General features: G+C 43.8%; 17 protein-coding genes. 9 read left to right on the top strand and 8 right to left on the bottom strand.

From position 1 onward, the window contains the following. The first annotated feature begins 22 nt into the window (after nt 1-22). From AWH61_RS09820 to AWH61_RS09810, 3 genes are all read left to right on the top strand, one after another. Nucleotides 23-868 (top strand): SAM-dependent methyltransferase, encoded by an 846-nt coding sequence (locus tag AWH61_RS09820; RefSeq protein ID WP_049587937.1) that lies wholly within the window; start codon nt 23-25, stop codon nt 866-868. 14 nt (nt 869-882) lie between these two features. Continuing rightward, nucleotides 883-1,089 (top strand): hypothetical protein, encoded by a 207-nt coding sequence (locus AWH61_RS09815; protein WP_014977183.1) that lies wholly within the window; start codon nt 883-885, stop codon nt 1,087-1,089. Nucleotides 1,090-1,166: 77 nt separating this feature from the next. Beyond that, the gene (locus AWH61_RS09810; protein WP_075177121.1) at nt 1,167-4,334 is read left to right on the top strand and encodes a hybrid sensor histidine kinase/response regulator; all 3,168 of its coding nucleotides are present in this window, start codon (nt 1,167-1,169) and stop codon (nt 4,332-4,334) included. Nucleotides 4,335-4,432: 98 nt separating this feature from the next. Here the strand turns inward: AWH61_RS09810 and AWH61_RS09805 are convergent, their stop codons facing one another. The 3 genes from AWH61_RS09805 to AWH61_RS09795 form a co-directional block, all read right to left on the bottom strand. Then, nucleotides 4,433-4,882, bottom strand: coding sequence for a DUF3010 family protein (locus tag AWH61_RS09805; RefSeq protein ID WP_014950351.1), 450 nt, complete (start codon nt 4,880-4,882; stop codon nt 4,433-4,435). 92 nt (nt 4,883-4,974) lie between these two features. After that, complete coding sequence (locus tag AWH61_RS09800) at nt 4,975-7,629, bottom strand: ATP-binding protein (RefSeq protein WP_075176936.1); 2,655 nt, start codon at nt 7,627-7,629, stop codon at nt 4,975-4,977. Nucleotides 7,630-7,991: 362 nt separating this feature from the next. Beyond that, complete coding sequence (locus tag AWH61_RS09795) at nt 7,992-9,182, bottom strand: PQQ-dependent sugar dehydrogenase (protein WP_075176935.1); 1,191 nt, start codon at nt 9,180-9,182, stop codon at nt 7,992-7,994. Between the two features lie 692 nt (nt 9,183-9,874). Here AWH61_RS09795 and AWH61_RS09790 point away from each other — a divergent pair. From AWH61_RS09790 to AWH61_RS09765, 6 genes are all read left to right on the top strand, one after another. Continuing rightward, nucleotides 9,875-10,723 carry a hypothetical protein gene (locus AWH61_RS09790; RefSeq protein WP_249922627.1) on the top strand — a complete coding sequence of 283 codons (849 nt, stop codon included), beginning with the start codon at nt 9,875-9,877 and terminating at the stop codon, nt 10,721-10,723. Between the two features lie 101 nt (nt 10,724-10,824). Further along, nucleotides 10,825-12,003: an alpha/beta hydrolase-fold protein gene (locus AWH61_RS09785; RefSeq protein WP_075176933.1), complete on the top strand. Its 1,179-nt coding sequence runs from the start codon at nt 10,825-10,827 to the stop codon at nt 12,001-12,003. Between the two features lie 92 nt (nt 12,004-12,095). Then, the gene (locus tag AWH61_RS09780) at nt 12,096-13,607 is read left to right on the top strand and encodes a serine hydrolase domain-containing protein (protein WP_075176932.1); all 1,512 of its coding nucleotides are present in this window, start codon (nt 12,096-12,098) and stop codon (nt 13,605-13,607) included. A 212-nt stretch (nt 13,608-13,819) separates the two neighbouring features. After that, nucleotides 13,820-14,266, top strand: coding sequence for a hypothetical protein (locus AWH61_RS09775; RefSeq protein WP_075176931.1), 447 nt, complete (start codon nt 13,820-13,822; stop codon nt 14,264-14,266). Nucleotides 14,267-14,344: 78 nt separating this feature from the next. Then, nucleotides 14,345-15,304 carry a hypothetical protein gene (locus AWH61_RS09770; protein ID WP_083605904.1) on the top strand — a complete coding sequence of 320 codons (960 nt, stop codon included), beginning with the start codon at nt 14,345-14,347 and terminating at the stop codon, nt 15,302-15,304. A gap of 650 nt (nt 15,305-15,954) precedes the next feature. Beyond that, nucleotides 15,955-17,202, top strand: coding sequence for a hypothetical protein (locus tag AWH61_RS09765; protein ID WP_075176930.1), 1,248 nt, complete (start codon nt 15,955-15,957; stop codon nt 17,200-17,202). Nucleotides 17,203-17,567: 365 nt separating this feature from the next. Here AWH61_RS09765 and AWH61_RS09760 read toward each other — a convergent pair whose 3' ends face one another. The 5 genes from AWH61_RS09760 to AWH61_RS09740 all read right to left on the bottom strand — a co-directional run bounded on the left by AWH61_RS09760 (nt 17,568) and on the right by AWH61_RS09740 (nt 24,760). After that, on the bottom strand, nt 17,568-17,978 hold the full coding sequence (locus AWH61_RS09760; RefSeq protein ID WP_075176929.1) for a hypothetical protein: 411 nt from the start codon (nt 17,976-17,978) through the stop codon (nt 17,568-17,570). Between the two features lie 586 nt (nt 17,979-18,564). Beyond that, entirely contained in the window at nt 18,565-21,462 is a 2,898-nt protein-coding gene (gene gcvP, locus AWH61_RS09755) for an aminomethyl-transferring glycine dehydrogenase (protein WP_075177119.1), read from the bottom strand. 121 nt (nt 21,463-21,583) lie between these two features. Beyond that, nucleotides 21,584-21,973, bottom strand: a complete 390-nt coding sequence (gene gcvH, locus AWH61_RS09750) for a glycine cleavage system protein GcvH (RefSeq protein ID WP_014950360.1) — start codon at nt 21,971-21,973, stop codon at nt 21,584-21,586. 26 nt (nt 21,974-21,999) lie between these two features. Next, nucleotides 22,000-23,079 carry a glycine cleavage system aminomethyltransferase GcvT gene (gcvT, locus tag AWH61_RS09745; RefSeq protein ID WP_014999215.1) on the bottom strand — a complete coding sequence of 360 codons (1,080 nt, stop codon included), beginning with the start codon at nt 23,077-23,079 and terminating at the stop codon, nt 22,000-22,002. Nucleotides 23,080-23,407: 328 nt separating this feature from the next. Continuing rightward, nucleotides 23,408-24,760 (bottom strand): sugar MFS transporter, encoded by a 1,353-nt coding sequence (locus AWH61_RS09740; RefSeq protein WP_075176928.1) that lies wholly within the window; start codon nt 24,758-24,760, stop codon nt 23,408-23,410. Nucleotides 24,761-24,784: the final 24 nt, after the last annotated feature.

The raw sequence follows: 24,784 nt of genomic DNA, 5'->3' as shown, positions 1-24,784 counted from the left end.
TTAGCAAGTGGTAAAGGAAAATATGACGCTAATTCAGGGACAAGAACATACTCCTAAGGGATCGCTAGTTGTAGTTGGCACCGGAATCAGTGTTGCGGGTCAAATGACGATAGCGACCAAAAGCCACATCGAAAATGCTGACATTGTGTACATGGGGATTATGAACAAAATTGGTGAACACGTGGTCACCAATATTAACCCGAACAGTGTGTCTTTAGACGACCTTTATCAGGAAGGAAAGTCTCGCGCTGTCACCTATGACCAAATGGCCGACCGCATCGTGCAATCAGTTGTTGAAGGTAAAAAAGTATGCGTGGCTTTTTATGGTCACCCAGGCGTATTTGTTACGCCTTCTCATGAGGCTATTCGTAGAGTGCGGGAACTTGGCCTAGATGCGCAAATGCTCCCCGGCGTGTCTGCAGAAGACTGCTTAATTGCGGATTTGGGAATAGATCCCTCTCGCTTTGGCTGTCAGTCTTATGAAGCAACTCAATTTTTGTTTCGCGATTACCGCATTGATCCTCACATGACGCAAATCATCTGGCAAATAGGTTTAGCCGGAGAAGCAACGCTAAGCGTGTTAGATGCTAATCACAGTGAATCTGGGCTTGCCATGCTGGCTGACATTCTGGCCGAGCACTACCCAGAAGATCACGAGCTGATTATTTACGAGGCAGCCACCCTGCCCCTTTGCGAGCCCAAAATACAAAAAGTGTTGCTTCGCGAATTGCAGTTCGCCAAGCCAACATTAATTTCGACCCTAGTTGTACCCTCACTTGGCATGCCAGCATACCGTCAGGATCGTTTGGCAAAGCTAGGTTTAACTGAGCAGCAAGTTATTGACTTTAGATCTCCAAAAGTAAACTAAAAGGAAAAAACGACATGGCAAAGAAAACAATTGTAGATTTCTTGGTTGAGCTAGACAGCAACAGCAAACTAATGGATGCGTATAAAAAGGACCCAGTGGGCACTGCAGAAAAGTACGGTTTATCTGGTGAAGATCTTCAGCTAATTAAAGACCAAGACTGGGACGAAGTAGCCAAACGCTTTGATGATACAAGCAAGGCTACCCGCGTAATTAGCTACTAGTCGTTATCTTTTTAAGCTAGCTGAAGTAGAAAGTGAAGCGCCGTTTGAAATGCATCTTCGCTATCGTTTGTTTTACGATGGCGCTTCCTACTTTTGCGCTTTTAAAAGAACCACTTAACACCACATCATCAGTCACTACGCTAGACGAACTGAAACAGCGAATTCAAAACAACGATGAGTCTGTAGAAACCACATTCACCGAGCTAGGCTATTTCTTCGACGCCCACCCGAACGCTTTTCAGCAATCCCGCTTATTCAACCTAAGAGCTTATAAGCACATTCTTGAGCAAGACCTTGTTGCGGGGTACGAAACTCTGTTGGAAGCCCGCAAGCTTGCAAAAAAAGGCGGCAACACCATGGCGCTGGCAGAGTCTTTTCGCTTAGAAGGGCTTATTTTGGACTTGTCAGGTGAGCATGCTCGTGCACTCGAAGCCCTTAATAAATCCCTTGCTGCTTTTATTGAAGTAAATAGCGATAACGCCCTACTTGTATATAGCGCTATGGGCAATGTATACATGTCGCTGCAAAACTACGAAATGATGTTGCAGCTAGGTCAAAACTTCCTCGCCGCAGCCCAGCGTTTAAATGATAAAGAAAACAAAGCCATTGCTTACTTTTTCCAAGGTTACGCGCAAACGGAACTGGGGGACTATCAAGACGCTAAAATAAGCCTTCTGCTGGCAGAAGAATTGTTCAAAGAGGTGCACTACCCCTTTATTGGTATTGTTCATACCAAAATGGCTGAGCTACATATCGCCCAAGGCAATTTAACTGAAGCGCTGACTATGTTGAACCGCGCTGCGGAATCAGACCGCAAAGTTGGTTTTAAATACAACGAAGGGTCTAGACTACTGCGCTTGGTCGACATCTACATTAAACGCAATCAAATAGACTTGGCTATTAGCGAACTTGAAGGTGGACTAAAAAAAGACGCCATAAAGAACGACAAGTCAGTGGTTCTAAGCATGTTGGAAAAGCTCATTTCACTACTTGAATCAACCAACAATTTTGAAGCCGCGTTAGAATATTCAAAGCTATACACGAAAACTTATGAAGAGAGTTTTAATGAACAGCAGTCAAGATTGTTAGCCCTTAACCGCGTGCGGCTTTCTATTTCCGAAAAAGAAGAAACCATCAAGCTTCTAGAGAAAGACAACCAGTTAAAAGAGCAGCGTAACCTTATACAGAAAAAGCAAAACACGTTTCAGCTGTATTTCATCGGTTTCGTGATCCTTTCATTGGGCTTAGTCGTTGGCCTATGGCTTAGAACTCGCCAACAACGTAAGGCGCTCGATGCACTTACTCAAGACCTTCAGAAAGCAACAAAAGCAAAATCTGACTTTCTTGCACGCATGAGTCACGAAATTCGCACGCCGCTTAACGCCATTATCGGCCTGACCAAGCTTTCACAGCGGGCTGCAGAAGATAAAGACCAACAAACGAACCTTATTCAGATAGAAGGCGCGTCGCAAACCCTACTAAGTATAATTAACGACATACTCGACTTCTCGAAAATAGAAGCGGGCAAGCTTGATATTGAATCGACGCAGTTCAATTTAGACGCGCTAGTAAACCAAACCATTAGACTGCATTTAGGGCGCGCTGAGGAAAAGCACATAGAGCTTATTCAGCATATATCACGTGACGTACCATTAAACCTTATCGGCGACCCGTTACGCATACAGCAAATTCTAAGCAATTTAGTCAGTAACGCTCTTAAGTTTACCGAGGATGGACTGATTTCGGTAAGCGTTAGATGCACGCATAATGTAGAAGACATTCAGCTTGAATTTGAAGTTAAAGACACAGGGATTGGGCTAAACAGCACGCAAAAGGCATTACTATTTCAACCATTTAACCAAGGTGATGAGTCTATATCTCGTCGATACGGCGGCACCGGCCTAGGCTTAGCAATATGTAAGCAGTTAGTCACATTAATGGGCGGAGAGATCTGGGTTGAGAGCCAGCTTGGAAAAGGCGCAAGCTTTCATTTTACCGTAACCGTTAAACAGGATGCTTCCCAACAAATTGTATCGCCGTCTAAGCAACTTTCGTTACTTAAGGTACTTATTGCTGATGACATTGGCGTGTCGCGCGACGCTATTATCGAGTCGCTATCAGTGGCTAACATTAAAGCAGATGTTGCGACCGGCGGTAAAGAAGCCGTAGCCAAAATGCGTGCTGCTGTGGGAAACAGTGCGCCTTACGACGTACTTATTTTAGATTGGAATATGCCTGACATTGATGGATTGGAAGTCGCAGCCATCATGAAACAGGAGTTTTCAATTAAGCCACCGAAGGTGATAATGCTGTATGCATTCGAGTCGCCTCATATGCGAGAGCAGGCTAACCAACTAGGTATTCGAACCTTCATTAAAAAGCCTTTTAGCACCAGTGAGCTTGTAGATAAGCTACAAGAGCTTTGCTTAAATGTGAACACAAGAACCCTACCAGCAGATGCTGCGCCTGTGCCTAATCTGCGCGGAACGAAGATCCTTTTCGCAGAAGACAATACGCTGAATCAAAAAGTAACCCTTGGTCTGTTAAACGACACCCACGCAAATATTGAAGTGGTTAGCAACGGCTTTGAAGCCATAAAAGCCTTACGTGAAGATAACAGCTATGACGTGGTATTGATGGATATCCAAATGCCCGTTATGGACGGGTTAACAGCAGCTAAAAAAATCAGAGATGAGCTGAAGTTAACTTTGCCGATTATTGCCATGACGGCGCACGCCATGCAGCAAGACATCGACAAGAGCCTGGCAGCGGGCATGGACGGCCACATCAACAAACCGGTTGACCCAAACCGCTTCTTTGACGTGCTTGTTGAAGTGCTAAATAAAGGAAAGTCGACGGCGACCACTGAAGTAACCGACGAGCCATCGGCAAACACAATACCGCTGAGCTTTATAGATAAATCTCAAGCCATGCAAGCAATGTTAAATGACGAGACTTTGTATAAAGAGTTACTTAACGACTTTGCAGCACTTAACAAAGAGCTAGATAACCTTCGAAAAGCCATTGATGAAAAAGACTATGCTTCTATTGTTCGTATAGCGCATATCTACATAACTGCCCTTCGGTACATTGGCGCTTACGCCTTAGCTGAGCTAGCTGCAACGATTGAGCTAACGATAAAACGTAATGAGCATGGAAGCGTAGCTGGTTTTAGCGATCAGTTAGAAGCACTTTACACAGCATTGGTAGAGATGAATGCGAAAGTTGAGGGAATGATGAAGTAAAACCTTTCAGGCTGGGAGAAGATTAATTAAGAAAAACAATGCCCGCACAATAAATGCGGGCACAGTAGTATACACGTTGAGCCAACCGCTCCCGATTATTACTCGTCTGACTCTTGCGAGGCATACTCATTTTTCATAAGCCACGCGTACGCCGTTGTAAAAGCGGTTTCTTGAAACTGTTTTAAACCCGTGTCAGAAAATGGCACTGCAAGCGGATTTCTGCGTAGTGATTCTTTAATATCCGTTGGGCTAAATACTACAACTTGAAGCCCTTCAATCAATTCAATGGCAGCCTCTAACTTGAAGCCAATTGCACTACCTGCAAATTTACCTTTGCTTTGGCGCTGACGAATTATCACTGCATCAATTTTGTAGTCTTCTACAAGTTTAGCGAAGGTGCTTTGGAAGCTCTTTAGCCCCTTCGCACTGGTATCGGCAAGCGTTAAACGGCGCGTACGGCAATCTGGCAAATGAAACAATCCGTCAGCCAGCGACACCAAACTAACAATTGCTTCATTACCTTTTAAATCTACACCACAGACTTTCATATTTATTCCTAATTACGTTTGTCCGGCATTATAACGCGTTTCACAGCATTTGAGTCATTCAGTCGGTAAGCTTCAACCTCTTAAAAGAGGTTTTAACTTAGTACCGACTGAATTGTGTCTTTTGACAAGGGCTTCACGAAATGCTGATCGAACCCTGCCGCTTGGGAGTCCTCTACATATTTCTCTGAGCCCCACCCGCTTTGAGAATAAAACTTAACATTCTCTGATTCAGGTAAGGCTTTCAGCATTTTAACCAGCTCATAACCGTCAATATCTGGCATACCGATATCAAGAAATACGAAGTTAGGTTTAAACGCCTTGAATTCAGCGACAGCCTCTTTAGGAGAAGTAATACCTAAGGCAGTCACTCCCATAGACTCTGCTAATAAACAGTATGCATCGATAAGATCGGCATTGTCGTCAACGAACATAACTTTGGTTTGGCTTTGAATAGTCGGCTCAACTTCCTGATTGTCAGACTGCTCATAAGCCATTTTAGAAATGGGAAGTCTAACTTCAAAGGTACTTCCTCGGCCTAATCCTTCACTCATCACCGACACATCACCGTGATGCAGCATTACAAGTTTACTCACCAACGTAAGCCCTATTCCCAAACCGCCTTTAGTGTGTGTAGAGTGCGCCTCAATTTGGGTGAACATATTAAATACGTCTTTAAGCCTGTCTTCAGGTATCCCCATGCCGTTATCTTTAACCGCAACGACAACCATGACACCTTCCTCTCTGATATCTACAGTTATCCTTCCCTGCTCACTCGTATATTTAGCAGCGTTGTGAATAATGTTTGAGAATATCTGACTTAAACGCGCTTTATCGCCATAAACCGTCACATCTTTTTCAAGATAATTTACGGTTATATTATGCTTTTTCGCTTTTACCTGCTGGTCAACAATTTCAAGGGAATCTGACAGCACGTCTTGAATACTCAGTTTTTCAAACTCAAGCTTGACCTTACCTCGCGTAATACGCGATACATCCATCAAATCGTTGATAAGTTTTGACATGTATTCCGCTTGACGATTAATAATAGCCGTCACTCGTTTACGCGTTTTATCATCGTCAACCGTTTCTAAAATACTTGCGCCAGACATAATAGGTCCAAGCGGATTTCGCAATTCGTGAGCTAACGTGGCAAGAAATTCATTTCTGTAATTATCTTGTTTTTCAAGCTCTTGAATACTGATATGCATGCGTTCTTGCACATCAAGTGCATAAACAAGAAACATCCTGTTCAGTCGATTGGCAGTATCAACATCCGCCTTATCAAAACTCGTTGAGCGCCCTTTAATAGTGCGGGTATGGATAGTGAACGAAGCTCTGGGTTTAAGTCGCTGAGCTTTTGGTGCATCTTCAGACTTCTCATCTTCAGCGCCAATCCACTTTTGGACGCGATGGGTTTCCTTCCTGAACCAGGCGGTAAAATACTGTTTCTTTTCAAACAGTGGAATAATCATTATGCCAGCAATACCGTACTGTCGTGCTTCTGGGTAATCGTCATAAAGCGCGTCGTTGGTATATGGGAAGCCACCTTGGCTGCTTGCTTTGGAAAAGATTTCCTTGATAAGTTCTATCGGTAAAGTAGAACCGAGGGTAATGGTCTCGTACTGAGAATAATAAACAAACCCTGAACTATTAAGCGCTTCCAAAAATGCTTTTTCACCGCTTTTAACGACGCGACTGATAGGATTTGCTGGACCTATTCTATCTAGCATGGCATCAACTGCTTCGTCAGTTGCATACTTCTTGTGCTTTGCAATTTCTTCTTCTTTCGCCAATAAATGCCAGCTAAATAGCTGACTCAGGTTTTCGCACTGAAGCCTAACATCTTGTGGAATATAACTAGGCTCGCGATGGTGGCAAGAAATTAGCCCGTAAAGCTCGCCGTCCGTTACTAAAGAGATCGAAAATGAAGCCCGCAAACCTTGGTTTCTAATGTATTGAAGATGAATAGGTGAAAAGGTTCGCAGCAGCGAGCGAGTGAGATCCAGCGGCTCTCTGCCTGACGCTTCAGTCGATGGAACTAGCCTTGCAGGAGGTAACTCAGTATCAGGGGTTAGTCTTACCCAGTTAGTTTTGTAAAGCGCTCTAGCCTGTGCAGGAATATCTGACGCAGGAAAATACAAGTCTTGATATGAGTCCATATCATCGGCTTTAGCTTCTGCGATAACTTTCCCTGAGTAGTCATCATTGAATTTGTAAAGTACTACCCTGTCCATATTTGTGAGATACCGAATGGTCGAGACCATTTCTTGAGCCATCTCTCTTAGTGACGTCATTTCTTTAAAGCGCGGAGCAATAGACATAGCATAGAGTTTGATAAATTGCTCTGCGCTATAGGTATCTCTGAATTCAGTTGCGGGCTCTAGCTCGACAACATAGTTGTGACCAGAATCATAAACCACCGCCAAATAATCTATCGCCGCTCCTTCCTCTAACATCGAGGCTTTTAAGTGAAGCTTAATAGGCAGCCTAATTTTGGTTTTTGTAACCCTATCAAACGTCTCTTCAAGAAATGCCCTTTCATTCGTGTCTGATGAGAGTATTTCTAAAAAGTGTTTACCAATAAGAGGCTCAGTGAACACTGATTCGCAGTTGTCACTGACAATCGAAATCTTCAAGTCCTTGTAATTAAAAGCAATAAGAAAACCATAACTTTGTATACTTTCGGGAATATGTATTGGCTCGTCTTCGCAACGTTCAAAGTTAATGTTTTTTGGGGGCTGTGACATGAGGATCCTGAGGTTTGAATAGGTTAACTTATACTTTCATCTAGAGAGCAACGTATCACATCGCTCAACGGGTTGATACTAAACTCCTCCATTGTTTGCGCATGGCGTAAAGGTGCTCGCAGATACACCTAAACCATTTGCGAAACCGTCTTGTTTTTGCAATACATTTTTCCTTTGGGGTGTAAAAATGTGGCCCAACTTAGAAAAAGCGTCATTTAAAAGAAAAAGGCTTTAAAAAGTCACTCAAGAACAAGACTTGATGAAGCTATCGCAGCTTGAGAGCACACATTCTCATCACTTATCGATGTGTATTTATGTGCCCTCAAAGCCTATGTTTCAGCTTCATTCTGCTTACATAGCGTCTAGTTTAGTGAATTGAGCTTTATCAGCCTTCCGCCTTCTTTATCTTCAAGCACATAGATATTGCCCTTATTGTCTTGCTCAACCTCGCGTACTCGCTTGCCCCATTCATAGCGCTCTGCTTCTTCCACCTTCCAGTTGCCTTCATCGTCTATATTAAATGCAACTCGAACCAGCGCTTTTGAAGACAAACCGCCTATAAAACCATTTCCCTTCCAGTCACTAAACTTATCGCCTTTGTAAATGATAAAACCGGCAGGACTAATGGCAGGCACCCACGCCAATTCAGGCGACTTAAAGATGGGGTAGTCTTCGTGGTTAGGAATTTTCACGCCTGAGTAATGGTCGCCCTGCGACACTGCTGGGTAACCATAGTTGCGACCTCGTTCAATAATATTAAGTTCGTCGCCATGGCGCGGCCCCATTTCATGAGCCCATAAATTACCTTTCTCATCAAAATCGATGCCTAGCGGATTGCGGTGACCTAATGTCCAGATTTGTTCTGTTACGTTGCCTTGACCATAAAACGGATTATCTTCAGGTACGCTACCGTCTTCGTTTAAGCGCAGCACCTTACCTAAGTTCATCGCCATGTTTTGTGCTGGCGTGAATTTCTGGCGCTCGCCCGAGGTGATAAATAAATGGCCATCAGGTGAAAATGCCATGCGGTGAGAGTAATGCCCGTTCCCCGTCACCTTCGGCGACTGACGCCAAATTAGCTCTCTATCAGTCAGCTTCGCGCCACTATCAGATAAGGTAAGCGTGGCTCGCTCTATCACCGCACCGCTGAACGCATCGTCTTTTTCATCTCGTTCAATGTACGAAATATAAATGGTGTTATTCGACGCAAAGTCAGGGTGAATAATGACATCACCTAAACCGCCTTGCCCGCGCGCAGTAACACTTGGCACATTACTAACAGCAAAACGCTTCTGCTGGTTTTCATCAAGCAGCCATAGAGTGCCAGCTTTTTCCGTTACCAAGCTGTGCCCGTCTGGCAAAAATGTCATAGCCCAGGGGTTATCGAAGGACGCCTGAACATTACCCGTTACAGTAGTGCCCTTACTGCCCTTCATTTCAATTTGTTCAGATGTGTTCGACTGAGCAAAGGTAAAAAAAGAGGTGGCAAAAAGCGTAACCAATAGTGCGGCTTTCCGACGCTTGCTGGTTTTGTGCGTGCTTGTTGTTTGCATTAAGTTCTAGCCTTTTTGAGGGTTTGCGTACTGCTGGTTGCACGTTAAAACGTTAATTGCACGTAAACGGGCGGCGCAAAGGGTTTCAGTTAGCATTGGTTACGTAGATTTAATTAAACAGGTTTATATTATCGACTTGGTTTCGCTATTCGTATTTTTGCGTTGTGCTCGCTTTTCCTAAACTTTCTTTAATGCAGCGACACTTTACTAAAATACCGCCTGTGTTATTTTCCAAGAAGTTTTAGCAACGAAGATAAGGAGGTGATCATATGTCTAGAGTTAAGGTATTTGAACAGGCAGCTATGAGTGAGGGTCGTTCTAGCTAACCCCTTTTACGCAATTGCTCTATAAGGCTGCCTAGTCAGCCCAGCTCGGAAAGCCGCATCACGTTGCTGATTGCGGCTTTTTTACTCCCTCTACAGAATTTAATTACACAAGGCTAAATTTCTCGTTAGTCGCCTGTCAACACGTGAAAACCTTTCTAATATTCATAAAAACACATCAAAAAGATGGTAAATTGATCAAATCGTAGAAGCCGCGCTTAAAAAGCTACGTAAATTTAACGCTGTTACCTTTCCTAATAGAGTCACAAAGTAATAGTACGTTTAACACGAGACAAAGTGACGAGCGTTGAGGTTTTGCCAAGGAGTAAAAAGTTGTTCAGGGTTGGACTATTCATTTTAATAACATTAGTGAAATTTGCTCATGCAAATTCGAGTGACAGCATTGAGCAAAATAATGTTCTGGCGTTTCACGCAGACAATGCATTTCTTACTGAAAGGGTAAATCTGCAAGGCAATCCCTATTCTACTTCTGTCGATACGGTACAAATGCTAGTTAATGAAATAGGGTATACAGATCCCGTGCTTCATGTTCCACTTGTGCGTTCTTTTGCGTATATGCAGCATGGCGAAAACATTTGCGTACTTAATAAAATAAAAGCACCTGAACGCGAAAAAAATCACCTTTACTCACTACCGCTTAGCTTTTTCCAGACACAGCGTTTTTACCAACTGGCTTTACTGCCACCAATAGAAAAGGAACTTTTAGATGAAAAAGGCCGAATACTGAGCATATCTCGCGTATTAGAAGCCTTTCCAGACTCTTTTATTGTGTTACCAGAAGAATACTCATTCGGTGAAAGGATAGACGACGATCTAAAGCAAGTTAATCGAGAGCAAATCCTTCGTATAGCAAATAATATTTATTACTCTCGCTTTATGGAAATGTTTTCAAAAGGAAAGTCTGATTTTGCACTCATTTTTCCAGCAACTTTATACAGAAGTTTTGGAGAGAACATGCCTATTAAAGTACGCAGTTACTCTATTGCAGATAACCCTGACTATGTATCAGGCCACGTTATCTGCCCCAATACTCCTCAGGGTGCAGAGCACATAAAGCGTATAAACGCTGCAATAAAACGCATCTATTTAACACCTGAGTTTATTAATGCTCATACGCGCTATTTGCCCGCTCAGGACAAACAAAACTTGCGAACTATCATCGAGCAATCTATTGAAAAGTTAATGCTTGCCTATTAATGACTTGGTTATTTTTTGACAAGTTTGAGTGACTATGACAGCTTAGGTAAATTCAATTATAAAAAGAAACTCGCGCCTGATCGCGGGAAAGGGAATTCCAAATGTATCAAAAGCTTGCCTGCGTTTTTATCGGCGCCGTATTTACCCTAAGCCTTAGCTTTCACGTAAACGCCAAAGTACGTGGCGAGGCCGTAGTTACAACAATAAAGTCAGAAGTTTTGAATGAGTCGCGAGAACTACTTATTCACTTACCTAATAACTATTCCCGCTATAAACACACCACTTACCCAGTTTTATATTTGCTAGATGGACAGCGTAATTTTGCGCATACCGTAGGCACGCTTGATCTGCTAAATCAGTCTGGAATGGCGCAGGAAATGATTGTTATCGGTATTACCAACACCGAGCGCACGCGAGACTTCACACCTACCTATGATGAAAGCTACAACCAGTGGGGAATATCTGGTGGTGCCGACAACTTTTTAGACTTTCTAGAAAAAGAACTAAAGCCATACGTAAAGGCAAACTATCGCACTAATAACTACGCGATTGTTTCTGGGCATTCATTAAGCGCCCTTTTTACCTTATACGCACTGCAAGAGCGGCCTGAACTGTTTCAAGCTTACTTCGCATTTAGCCCAAGTTTGTGGTGGCACGACGAAGTGATATTTCCAGAGGCAAAAGCGTTCTTTGCGTCAGATAGCGACCTTAACAAATACCTTTATATCAATATGGGTAACGAAGGTGGGAACATGCTAAGCGCATACGAATGTTACGCTGAACTGCTAAATAGCAGCGAACGAAAAGGGCTTAACTTTGATACCGAGCTAGATACATCTGAAAGCCACAATACGACTGCACTTGCAGGTATGAGCTTGGCGCTTCAAAAGCAGCTTAATTCTTTACGCCCTACAGGTGCGATAATACAAGAAGGTATTCCTGCGGTAGAGCAATACTATAAAGACCTTTCTGCGAAATACGCTTTTGAAGCAAAGCCAGAATATAAAGCCGTAAACCACGCGGGTTATGCGGCGCTAAACAACCAAGAGTTTGACTCTGCCATTACAATTTTTAAGAAAAATATAGCTCGCTTCCCTAACAAATCTGATGCCTACGACAGCCTGGCAGACGGTTATGAAGCTAACGGCGATTTAGCCATGGCACTTGAAATGAGAGAGAAAGCACTAGCAATGAGCTATAAAGAAAATGTTGAAAATGGTGCTTTTAAAACGCGGTTGGCAAACTTGCGAAAGAAGATTGCGGAAGGTACAGGCGACTAGCTATCAAGTGCCTGAACTAGAAAATCGTTAGCATTAACCGAATAATAGTAGAAACGTACTCTGGTACGTTCACTCGTAATGGAATACACATAATGACATCAATCAAGCTCTTCTCCTCTTTAACACTTTCGTTTTGTTTAGCTTCGTTATTGGGCTGTACAGAGTCTGAAACCCTGCCCGCCTCCCCTTCTGCTGCCGCAGAATCAAAAGAAGCCAACCTTTTAAAAACTGGGCTTACTGAACGCATTCGAATTGAAGGCCAAGAGGTTGATTACCAATCTTTGGAGCAAAGACAAGCGCATTATGATGTGCCTGGGGTATCTGTCGCGTTTATGAGAAATGGCCAACTAGCTTGGACCATGCAAAGCGGCGTTAAAGATTTAGCCACTGAATTGGCTGTTGATGAAAACACAGTGTTCCAAGCAGGCAGTATTTCAAAACCCGCATTTGCGGCAGTATTGATGAAGTACCGCGAAGATAACCCACTAGATTTAGATGCAGATGTTAATACCTTACTCACCAGCTGGCAGTTGCCTGAACATGAATGGACTGGGCAAGACGTTGTTTCTTTACGCAGATTATTAAGCCACACGGCAGGCACCACAGTACATGGCTTCCCTGGTTACGCGGCGGGCGAACCAGTACCTAACTTGCAGCAAGTGCTAGAAGGTGCATTTCCCGCCAATACCGATGCCGTTGTTGTTGATATTCAACCTGGCACGCAAATGCGTTATTCGGGTGGCGGCACTACGCTTGCTCAGCTTACCTTGCAAGACGTAGCTAACGAGCCCCTGCCAACTCTGTCACAACGGCTTTTGTTTAAACCTTTAGGCATGACGCGTTCTGGCTTCGAGCAACCCATTACAACAAACCTATCAAACAATATGGCGACGCCGTATGACGGAGACGGTGCGCCAATTAAGGGTGGCGCCCATACCTACGCCACATTAGCAGCTGCAGGCATGTGGAGTACGCCATCAGACATGTTGAAATTGGCAAGCGGCGTGCGCAGTGCGTATTTAGGGCAGAAAACCGACTGGATATCGCAAGCCACCGCGCAGGAAATGTTAACCAACAATACGCCAAGCACTGAGCCGCCTAATGTAGGAATAGGCTTTTTTATCAATATGGATGATAACGGTGCAATTTTAGGCTTTGGTCACGGTGGCGCAGATGCTGGGTTTATGTCGCAGCTATACCTTGAACTAGATACCGGCAACGGCTATGCCATTATGACGAACGGCAATAACGGCAGGCAGTTAATAACTGAACTAGAAATGCGCTTAAAAGAAAAGTTAAACGTAGGTTACTCGGAAGCTGAGGTTAGGAAGTTAGTACCCATAAGCCAAAAGGAACTAAGCCAATACATTGGAACCTACGTGGTAACTAACCCTGTGAGTGTTGATGTGGTGCTAGAAAAAACAGCCAACGGATTTGTGCTTAACGCCTTACCTTATGTTGAAAACGAAGAATATTTTTATGAGGGTGGCGGACGATTTTTTGCTAAGAATGGGAGTAGTATTCGTTTTGAAGTGGATGAAGAAAATGGACTGGTTAATACGGTTGTGATGGATGGGAATATTCGGGGTTTTAGGAAAGAGTAGTTTATAGATTGTGAACTGTAAAATGCCCCTATTCCTTTTTTGTATCAGATACCGCCGTTGGTATATTCGAAGCCAGACGGCCGCTACGTACATGAAGCGGACATTTTGCCTTTCCCATGAAAACACAGAATATGTTTTTTTCAGGGGAAACGGGGGTTACTATGAGCTCTCAGTAATAAGCTGTTATGAGTCAATCAGCATCGAGTGTATAAATGGACGATAGAGTTAAGAAAATAGATAAACCTGAAAAGTGCGAGATCTTTGCCAAGAACTGTATCGAGCGTGGTAGAGAAGATTTGGCTCAAGAAGCAAGGGAGCGCGCCGTTCAACTTCGAGCTGAGGCATATGGAGCCAAAACTGAGGCGGAGCGTGAAGCGCTTGAAGCTGTATACGCATACGAAGAAGTATTGAGCGCGAAAAATGGAAAGAAAACTCGCGCTGGTCGAACCTGGCAAATGATAACTCGCCACGGTATTATTGGTGCAGTAGAACGTGCAGTAAACCGTCCAACTGAAACTCAAGGCTATACCGCTCTTGTCGAAATGGGTCTTGAAGACTATGCGTTTGAAAATGTAATTCTTCGTTATCCCAGCCTGTTTAGCGAGCAAGCAGTACAAATCTCCAGAGAGCGCATAGAGCAGTGGCAAAACTCATATTAAGCAAAGGCAACATTACCCTGCGGGCTGGACGCGCAAACGCGCGCCGCTGCTTTGGGCGTTATATTTTTCGGAGGGAAAGTGACTTTAATCATTACTGGGTACGTTCACAAGACAGGGTTTCATACAGAATATCCAAAATTACCACATGAATTCGAAGTCGTCAGAACCCCCACAGATAAAAGCCAAAAAAAATCAGGGATCTTTTCAATTGCAGACAGCGTTATTACAACAATAGGTGGTGCAGGGAAAATACCATTACTTAAAGGTTTTAAGAAAATTGTTAATATGCCTATTAAGTTATGGAAGCCTTATTTTGTGGGATCTGACTTTCGTGGTTATTTTTCAACATTTTTGGAGTGTGAGTGCTTTATTGCTTTCGCAGGTAGCACCCTTACTTCTCAACATGTATTGAATCAAATTTCTAATCATTTAAGCGAGCTTAGAATTGATTATAGGTCTAAACGAGTTGGGTCTGGTGACTTCATCGTTGTGAAAAGTTGTGATCATAATGAGCTAATTTCAACTGCGTCATTTTCACAATATGATGATTTATTTATTCCAGAGAAAGACTATGTTGGTCTATTGACGGCAGATGTAATAGTTGATGTCGTTGAACACTCAATTAATAAAGCCTTAAGCTCTGCTAAGGAATTTAGATTATCTGAAAAAGCATTCAATGAGATGTATACGGAATTTACTTTGGGCATAAATTGTCCTGCTACTGGAGAGGATGTTATTTATCAATTTGACATGGATAAACGCCTCAACAGTGACGGTGTTTTTGAGGTTTTCGTAAACAAACAAAGAATTGCAGATAACCAAGTGTCAATTATAGGAATGAGGAATGAATTCAAAAATAGAATTGACGATGTCGTGGAGTCAGCCATAAATAATAATATTAACTTGTGTGATGAATTAACTACCTTTATGGCTCAAGCTATTAGTGAAGTTGATGAACGTGGTTCATTTGAAATAGGCAGGCCAATCGTAGTTAAAAAACTTAAAGATGGAAAGCTTAAAAAAATATCAGTTCAATAAAAATCTATCAAACTTGTTAAACAAGGAAGGAACTGTTGGTTTTGCTCCTTCATCGCTAATTTTAAGAAACCATCTTTTTCCTGTTAACAGGGCGTTGACCGTCCGTTTCATGTCTCAAGATGCCGTTAGCGTGTAGGGCTGATAAGTACATAAAGCGGTAGTTCATCTCAACTCAGGTAGACGACTGCTCCACATACAATACAGTCATTCAGCATTACCTTTGGCCCTTTGCGAAAGTGGCTATATCACCTGACACCAGGGGTAGTTGATAGCTCTAGTTCGTCCGATACTCTTTTGAATCTTTACATAAAGCGTTCTCTCTCAACCGTTCAAGTTAATTGTCGCTCTATACTCATGAGTGAATCCTGAGAAGATTCATGAGAGAGAATGAGAATCGTTAGAACCACATTGGTTGTTTTTATATACACTTGAATGTCGGAATTTTTTACACGTTGTTGTGTTTTTGAAACTCTGATTACTTGTGTCTTGCTCATAGGCCGCATAATCATTTGGCCTTGTGGTAAAGGTGCATTAATTGCATTAGGTAAAAAATGTAAGTTGAATTTGCTGAAATTGAGCTGTCTGTTCGTTTTCAAGTAATCGCAATTATTCGACCAGCGCCTGCTACACAACATTAAAAGGAACTTAAAGTGAAACCTTACTTCTGTGTGTCTAATCTTTCAATTTCTTGTATTTTACTGACTGTTTTTTTTAGTTCTCCCAGTCAAGCCAGTTTTATGCAGGTGAGCGTTGGTGGAAATATTGCAAATGGTTGTACTCAAACGTTAAGTCAGTCAACTTCGGAGACATGTGTTTATGACGACAACTATTCAAGATTTTTAGCCCTCACAGACTTATCTAATTATACTGTATACACTGGAGCAGAAACTATTATCGGGGGAGCAATACAGACAATAGCTAATGCAACAATTACTGACACCGTTTCTTTTGACTTGCTTGATGGCCTAACGTCAGCGAACATCAAAATTAGGTTAACAGGCTCATACTCAATTCCTGATATGTTATCAAACGGACGTTCACAGAATGTGGGTGGAGGATACAGTTTCACTGGACGGGGATTGAATTCCGACGGGAGCGTTGATTTTAGCAAAGTCATTCGATCGGCTGAAGCTGCTCAATATGTCACACCTGGTTGGGGCAACGGTAACAGAAGCGACAATGAAACGTATTTCATCGATGAAGAACTGACCTTTAATATTACTGAGAATTTAAAAGACCTTAGTTTTACTTTATCCAGTACTGCAGGAATTAATATTACAAATAGCAAACCTGACCAGTATGCCGCCTTCAACAATACCAGCGGTATTCAATTATCCTTTGAACTTCCTGAAAACGTAGTTCTTTCTAGTACTGCGTCGGGTCTATACACGGGCTTAACTTCGGATCCAGTTCTTTTAGACAGAGCTGATGGCGGCTGGTCTTCTAATTTTACACCTGTAGTGTCCACGCCCATGGATCCAGAGGTCGCCATAGGTTACGAATATGAAGTAACTGGTAATCAGTTCTCTAGCATGCGAATTAGTGAAGACTACGGTGATGGAATTTTTGAGTTATATCTTTGGGATGATTTTGCCGGTGAATATATCTACGATCGCTTGTTTACAAGCCGAGAGTTAATCACCTTTAATTTTTCAACCGATGTTCAAAAGTTCAAAATCGAAGGCATTGAAGCAGACCAGATGGTCAACCCTGACGATCCTCTTGGTTTTGTGACTGATTTATCTTTCAGGTGGCTAAACCAGGGAAATTGGACAATGACGCCAATTACCACTTTCACCAACACGGCTCCGTCCCAAAATGTTCCTGACCCCCCAATGGTTTCGATTATGTTAGCGGGAATGATTAGACTTTTCTGGCGACGAGTTGCTAGAAAGTAAAATAGTAATCCGTTAACGAGACTCAAAAATGTGGATGTCTGCTGTCTGCAAATGGACTCATTCGAGTAACCTTCATTGACAGTCAAAAATATGCACTAATCAGAAGTTCAAAAAGTTCAGCGTAGAATGTCCGTTATTTGTCTAAAGCGGCACGTCAAATGATTTCTAAACCTACAAATGAGAGTGTCAGATCACAGGTAAGCAACAACAACCCGTATTAATACAATCCATCAATTCATAGACATAAAAACAGGCTAGCAAAATCTACAAGTTCTTTGAAGTTGCCTAGGAAGTACCTCTATCTCTCTTTTCCTTCTGGAACAATTTAAAAGCTAGTTTCTTCCTGTGCGCCTCTCTCTCTTCAGCTAGCTTGTTCTGATACTCATCCTTGGCGCTTTTCTCTTCTTCCTCACTAGGTTCTGGGTTCTGGGTTCTGGGTTCTGGGTTCTGGGTTCTGGGTTCTGGGTTCTGGGTTCTGGGTTCTGTAAAATAATATCTTCTGTAGTTTGCTCAAACTCAGTTTCAACTGTATTCCCGTTACCTTCAAATTCTTCAATTAAGGCATGTATTAATGTTGATTCATCTTTAAGTGAGTCAACTCTTAACTCAATATACTTACTTTTAGCTGCCTGCTCGTCACCACTAGATAGACTAAAGGCTTTAGCCCATAGCCCTTGCCTTATGTTTCCTTTCGCAATTTCACCTACCACAATCTCGTAGAGTCGCTCTTCTATCAAACGATTTATAGCCGCTTTTATTCTAAATTTTTGAAACATAAATTGTCCTTAATAACACGAATAGTGATTCGCACAAGCTTAATACCGCCCCTTATTTCCCTAAAAATAAAGAGTCAAGCAACTCCCGTTTCTGGCACAGATAGAGTATAAGAAATACTAACGCTATGTACTACCAAATGTTCCAGCTCAAATTAAGGCTAATTGCACGTGAATCAAAGGGGACTTTTTAGAAATCAGTAACGCAGTTGATGTTAAAATAGCTAATTGAATTGGTCTTTGGTACTGAAATTTACAATGAGATATTTACAAGCCCCTATCCGATCTTTTTGTGTGTTCAAGTGCTCGTGTGTTTTAGTGCTTCATGCGCCAAAATCGAAGTAACGTTGAATGATATAGTCGCTGAAAAGGCCATCTCCCAGCGTTGCTTGAGTTGCCGTTAACAGTGATGATAATGCATAGTGTCGTGCAGTAGGTTCCGTTTCGGAGATTGTGTCATGAAACTGACCGTCTGCAAGTTGTCTAAAACGGATTTCTAAGCACTATAACTATAAAACAAAAAAGGCGAACCACAGGTTCACCTTTCAAATCAATAAAGCTCTAGCAGCAGCGCTGCTAAACCAACACCCTACTCCTCAACATAGCTCTCGATGCTGGGGCAAGAACAGATCAGGTTACGGTCGCCATACACGTCATCAATACGGTTAACTGTTGGCCAGAACTTGTTTCTGTGTACTTCTGGAGCTGGGTACGCCGCTAGCATGCGGTCGTAGCTGCGGTTCCAGTCGCTGTCACAGATGTCAGCTAGTGTGTGCGGTGCATTGTGTAGCGGGTTGTCAGTCGCATCCCACTCGCCGCTTTCTACTTTCGCAATTTCTTGGCGAATGCTAACCATAGCGTTGATGAAACGGTCTAGTTCGTACTTCGCTTCCGACTCGGTTGGCTCAATCATAAGCGTACCCGCTACTGGGAAGCTCATGGTTGGCGCGTGGAAACCGTAGTCGTTTAGGCGCTTCGCAATGTCTAGCTCGGTTACACCGCTTGCTTCTTTAAGCGGGCGAAGGTCAATAATACATTCGTGCGCTACGCGACCGTTGTTGCCTTTGTAAAGCACTGGGAAGTGCCCTTCTAACTTCCTAGCCACATAGTTAGCGTTAAGAATAGCTACTTCGGTTGCACGGCGAAGACCAGCGCTACCCATCATTTTGATGTACATGTAGCTAATAGGCAGAATTGATGCACTGCCCCATGGCGCTGCAGATACCGCACCACAGTCTTTGCCTGCCGTTTCTACGTTAACAACCGTGTGGTTTGGAAGGAATGGCGCAAGGTGCGATTTAACACCAATTGGTCCCATACCTGGGCCACCACCACCGTGTGGAATACAGAAGGTTTTGTGTAGGTTAAGGTGCGACACGTCTGAACCAATGAAGCCAGGCGACGTAATGCCCACCTGCGCGTTCATGTTCGCGCCATCCATGTAAACCTGACCGCCGTATTGGTGAACAATGTCACAAATCTCGCGCACGGTTTCTTCATATACACCGTGGGTAGACGGGTATGTGATCATGGCGCAGGATAGGTTGTCGCCCACTTCTTCCGCTTTTTTGCGAAGGTCGTTAAGGTCTACGTTACCTTTGCTATCACAAGCTACTACTACCACTTTAAGGCTAACCATTTGCGCAGACGCAGGGTTAGTACCGTGGGCAGAGCTTGGAATTAAGCACACGTTTCTGTGACCTTCGCCACGGCTTTCGTGGTAACGCTGAATAGCCAATAAGCCCGCGTATTCACCTTGCGCACCTGAGTTAGGCTGCATTGAAAGTGCGTCGTAACCTGTTACGTTAATTAACCACTCGCTAAGCTCGGCAATCATTTCTTGATAGCCCGCTGCTTGGTCTAGTGGCGCAAACGGGTGAAGTTGACCGAATTCAGCCCATGTTACTGGGATCATTTCAGCCGTTGCGTTTAGCTTCATGGTGCACGAGCCCAATGAAATCATTGAGTGGTTAAGCGCCAAGTCTTTGTTTTCAAGGCTCTTGATGTAACGAAGCATCTCTGTTTCAGAGTGATACTTGTTAAACACTTCGTGTGTTAAGAAGTCGCTAGTACGTACTAAACCTTCAGGAATAGATTTTACGTCTTGCGTGGTTACTTCTGCATCCAGACCTTCCACTGTTAAGCCGTGCTCTTCACCAAGAAGTACGTCGAATAGCGCAACAATGTCTTCACGTGTGGTAGTTTCGTCTAGCGACACACCTACCGCACCTTCAAGGTCAGCACGTAGGTTCATGCCTTTTGCGTAGGCTTTTGCTAGTACGTCTTCCTTGTTGTCTACCATTACGGTTAGCGTGTCGAAGTACGTGCTGTGCTTTAGAGCTACACCTTTCTGATTCAAACCAGTAGCAAGAATGTCGGCGAAGCGGTGAATGCGCTCAGCAATAGTTTTAAGGCCTTGAGGGCCGTGGTACACCGCGTAGAAGCTTGCCATGTTGGCTAACAGCACCTGCGCTGTACAGATGTTCGAGTTCGCTTTTTCGCGGCGAATGTGTTGTTCACGAGTTTGTAGCGCCATACGAAGTGCTGGGCGACCACGAGTGTCTTTACTTACACCAATAATACGGCCAGGCAGTGAACGCTTGTAGCTGTCGCGTGTAGCAAAGAATGCCGCGTGTGGGCCACCGTAGCCCATAGGTACACCAAAGCGCTGTGCACTACCAAGTGCAACGTCTGCACCTAGTTCGCCAGGCGACTTAAGCATTACTAAGCTCATAAGGTCAGCGGCTACTGCCACAATCCCTTTTTTCGCTTGTACTGCAGCAATGATGTCGCTGATGTCTTTTACTTCACCAGTAGAGGTTGGGTATTGAAGTAGCGCACCGAATACGTCGTGTTCTGCTGCTTCTTCTGCCGCACCTTTGATGATTTCAAAACCGAACATTTCAGCGCGGGTTTCTACCACGTCAATGGTTTGCGGGTGAACGTCGTTTGCAATGAAGAAAGCGTTTGATTTTTTATTCTTAGATACGCGCTTAGCAAGGCCCATGGCTTCAGCCGCCGCTGTACCTTCATCAAGTAGTGACGCAGATGCTAGCTCTAGGCCAGTTAGGTCAATGGTCACTTGTTGGAAGTTAAGAATAGCTTCCAAACGACCTTGGGCAATTTCTGGCTGGTAAGGCGTGTACGCTGTGTACCAACCTGGATTTTCTAGCACGTTGCGAAGAATAACGTTTGGTACGTGTGTATCGTAGTAACCCATACCAATGAAAGAACGGTTAATTTTGTTCTTTTGTGCAACGGCTTTAAGTTCACTTAATGCTTCAACTTCTGTCGCCCCTTCACCACATTTTAGTGGCTCTGGTAGCGCAATACCTGCCGGTACAGTTTGCTCAATTAAATCGTGTAGTGAGCTTGCACCAATAGCAGACAGCATTTCTTCAATTTCGCCTTTACCCGGGCCAATGTGACGGCGGATAAAAGTATCTTTTTGCTCTAGTTGAGCCAATGTAGGGGAAGTATTCGACATAACGTTGTTAAGCACTCGTAATGGTTGCCGCAAGGGCGCGTTAAATCTTTAAGTTAAAAAGGGGCTGAATTATCTTCATGCCCCTTTTCAAATTATGGTTCTTTTAAAACTGCGTAACGAATTACTCTTCGTCGATGCTGTTTTCGTAGCCTTCAGCGTCTAGTAGACCTTCTACTTCTGCCGCATCGTCAGCTTTAATTTTGAATAGCCAACCGTCGCCGTATGGGTCAGAGTTAACTAATTCTGGTGAATCTTCTAGGTCTTCGTTAATCGCTACAATTTCACCTGAAATTGGCGCGTAAACGTCAGACGCTGCTTTTACCGATTCAGCAACACATACGTCGTCGCCAGTGCTTACTGCGTCGCCAACATCTGGCAAATCAACGAAAACCATGTCGCCAAGTAAGCCTTGTGCGTGCTCAGAAATACCTACAGTGAAAACACCGTCACCTTCAGGGCGAACCCATTCGTGCGTAGCGGCATAGCGTAAATCAGTTGGGATGTTGCTCATAATCGTTCCTGTTATTCTCTGTTAACTTATAAAACACTTTTTCCATTGCGAACAAAGGAGGGCTTAACCACTTTTACTGTAACCCACTTTTTGCGCATTTCCACTTCTACTGTTTCACCAACATCACTTGGTACTCGTGCCATCGCAATCGAGTGACCTAGTGTTGGAGAGAACGTACCTGAAGTGATAACGCCTTCGCCGCTTTCTGTTTTCACTTTAAGACCGTGACGCAGCACGCCTTTTTCAGTCATCACCAAGCCTACTAGCTTGTCGGTACCCGCTTCGCGCTGCGCTTCTAGTGCTTTACGCCCTACGAAGTCACGATCAGCCGGTTCCCATGTAATTGTCCAGCCCATGTTGGCGGCTAATGGCGATACGGTTTCATCCATATCTTGGCCGTACAGGTTCATGCCTGCTTCAAGGCGAAGGGTGTCACGCGCACCTAGGCCGCATGGCTTAACGCCCGCGTCTAGCAGTGCTTGCCAGAAGCTTTCCGCTTGCTCAGCTGGCACCATAATTTCGTAGCCTGCTTCACCGGTATAACCTGTGGTAGCAATAAATAAGTCTTCTGCTTGTACACCAAAGAATGGCTTCATGCCCGCTACCGCTTCTTTTTGCGCTGCGCTGAACAAAGTGGCGGCTTTTTCTTTTGCGTTAGGGCCTTGTACGGCAATCATGGCAAATTCAGGGCGCTCGGTGATGGTTACGTCAAAGCCTTCTGCTTTGCTCATTAACCAGTTCATGTCTTTTTCGCGCGTTGCTGAGTTAACCACTAAACGATAGTTAGTTTCGTCGAAGTGATAAACGATAAGGTCGTCTACAACACCGCCTTCTTCGTTAAGCATGCCGCTGTATAGCGCTTTGCCTTTGTCTTTTAGTTTTGCCACGTCGTTGGCTAAAAGGTACTGAAGATACGCTTTGGCTTGCGCGCCTTTTACGTCAACAATGGTCATGTGAGACACATCAAACATACCGGCGTCTTGACGCACAGCGTGATGCTCTTCAATTTGTGAACCATAGTTAATTGGCATATCCCAGCCGAAGAAATCGACCATTTTCGCACCGGCTTCTAGGTGCTTTGCGTGTAGGGCGGTGGTATTAGACATTCCACTTACTCTTTTTGAATTGAAAGGTAGAAAACGAAGTTGAGTATAGTGAGCTAACGTTTATGCAACAAATTGGAAATTTTTATCAATACATTTAAAAAGCAAATGTATTATGCGGTGAACATCAGAAATGCAAATATTCATTATAAGTTAGGGGTTAACCAGAATTCGACAAACTACCCCAGCTACCTGTCTCTTCAACCGAGACAGCACCGAATTTAATCCGGCAGCAGCATTAATGCAGCTACACCGACCAACAAAAAAATGCGCTTAAAAGCGCATTTCTTTAAACAATTAAACCGAGAGCCACACGGCATAACACTGGTATTTACCAGCGTTGTTTATTACAGCCCGATACGGCGTAGTAAGCAATAAAGCAGTAGCAAGGCAGCATAATCGCGTAGGCACTTTGACCACCTACTAGCTCACTAGCTGCGCCGTAAACCATGGGCAAAATAGCCCCACCTGCAATACCCATAATAAGTAGTGCCGAACCTTGTGCAGTGTATTTACCTAAATTATTTAGCGCCAGCGGCCAAATTGCAGGCCACACCATGGCATTTGCCAAGCCAAGAAGCGCAATACAGGTCACGCTGTTAGGTAAGAAAGGAAGCGATTGCACACCCGTCCATCCCCACAACACTTCAGAGATCCCAGTATCAGTGTTTGAGCTCATTAGAATGCATGTGGTAAAAACTACGCCCAATACCGCAGAGCTTAGTAGCGCCGTTTGCTGAGAAATAAATCGAGGAATACAAATAAGGCCTACTGCGTATCCAATAACCATAGCAATCATGGTAAATGACGTAAGCGTGGTCGCGTTTTCTACGCCAATTGAAGAGCCATACAACCCAATGGTGTCGCCAGCAATAACTTCTACCCCAACGTAGAAGAACAGGCTTATTGCGCCCAATATTAAGTGTGGGAAATGCAGGATCTTTTTATCTTTATTTGAGGAAAGCGATGCTTCCGCAGTTTCGCCTTCTGCTTGCTCATCATTAATGGCTGGCAATGCAAGGCGCATAAATACCAGAGCCAGTACGCCCAATGCGATGGCCATTGCAACGTAAGGCTGAATAAGTGAGACAGACATATCATTAATTAGCGTGGCTTTTACGTCTTGTGGCATGGCGTTTAACGACTCTTGATTTACGTCAGGCAAACCACTTAACACTAGACTAGTAAAAACAATAGGAGCCAGCACGCCAGCCGCTTTATTAAGCAGGCCCATAAAGGCAATGCGAGCGGCAGCGCTTTCTTCGTTACCTAGGCGAACAATGAACGGGTTTGATGCTGTTTGAAGTATGGTCAAACCGCTACCTACCACAAATTGTGCCAGCAAAAACACGGGGAACATGGCGCTCAGCGCGGCAGGTACAAACAACAAACATCCCACAGCGATAATGCTAAGCCCTAGGCTCATGCCCTTCTGGTAGCCTGTTTTTTCGAGGATCTTTGCCATAGGTAGCGCCATGACGACATAAGCGATGTAAAAACAAAAGGCGATAAGCAACGCTTGCATTTCTGTTAGCTCGCACACCATTTGCAAAAACGGAATTAATGCCCCGTTTAACCATGTAATGAAGCCGAAAATGAAAAACAGTAAACCGATACTTAGAATAGGTACAAAGCGCCCCATTCCTGTTGCGTTGGGTACTTGCGACTGAGCTTGTGTTGTCATAGCAAAGATCTCTTATTTATTATT

The organism is Alteromonas sp. W12 (assembly GCF_001924945.1).
Classification (GTDB): Bacteria; Pseudomonadota; Gammaproteobacteria; order Enterobacterales; family Alteromonadaceae; genus Alteromonas; species Alteromonas macleodii.
Note: the sequence above shows the minus strand (reverse complement) of the source record. Positions and strands in the feature narration are given on the sequence as shown.

Bases quoted from the DNA above. Each gene is read 5' to 3' on its own strand.
- AWH61_RS09820 (WP_049587937.1), top strand. From the start codon at position 23: ATGACGCTAATTCAGGGACAAGAACATACTCCTAAGGGATCGCTAGTT.
- AWH61_RS09815 (WP_014977183.1), top strand. From the start codon at position 883: ATGGCAAAGAAAACAATTGTAGATTTCTTGGTTGAGCTAGACAGCAAC.
- AWH61_RS09810 (WP_075177121.1), top strand. From the start codon at position 1,167: ATGGCGCTTCCTACTTTTGCGCTTTTAAAAGAACCACTTAACACCACA.
- AWH61_RS09805 (WP_014950351.1), bottom strand. From the start codon at position 4,882: ATGAAAGTCTGTGGTGTAGATTTAAAAGGTAATGAAGCAATTGTTAGT.
- AWH61_RS09800 (WP_075176936.1), bottom strand. From the start codon at position 7,629: ATGTCACAGCCCCCAAAAAACATTAACTTTGAACGTTGCGAAGACGAG.
- AWH61_RS09795 (WP_075176935.1), bottom strand. From the start codon at position 9,182: ATGCAAACAACAAGCACGCACAAAACCAGCAAGCGTCGGAAAGCCGCA.
- AWH61_RS09785 (WP_075176933.1), top strand. From the start codon at position 10,825: ATGTATCAAAAGCTTGCCTGCGTTTTTATCGGCGCCGTATTTACCCTA.
- AWH61_RS09780 (WP_075176932.1), top strand. From the start codon at position 12,096: ATGACATCAATCAAGCTCTTCTCCTCTTTAACACTTTCGTTTTGTTTA.
- AWH61_RS09775 (WP_075176931.1), top strand. From the start codon at position 13,820: ATGGACGATAGAGTTAAGAAAATAGATAAACCTGAAAAGTGCGAGATC.
- AWH61_RS09760 (WP_075176929.1), bottom strand. From the start codon at position 17,978: ATGTTTCAAAAATTTAGAATAAAAGCGGCTATAAATCGTTTGATAGAA.
- gcvP (WP_075177119.1), bottom strand. From the start codon at position 21,462: ATGTCGAATACTTCCCCTACATTGGCTCAACTAGAGCAAAAAGATACT.
- gcvH (WP_014950360.1), bottom strand. From the start codon at position 21,973: ATGAGCAACATCCCAACTGATTTACGCTATGCCGCTACGCACGAATGG.
- gcvT (WP_014999215.1), bottom strand. From the start codon at position 23,079: ATGTCTAATACCACCGCCCTACACGCAAAGCACCTAGAAGCCGGTGCG.
- AWH61_RS09740 (WP_075176928.1), bottom strand. From the start codon at position 24,760: ATGACAACACAAGCTCAGTCGCAAGTACCCAACGCAACAGGAATGGGG.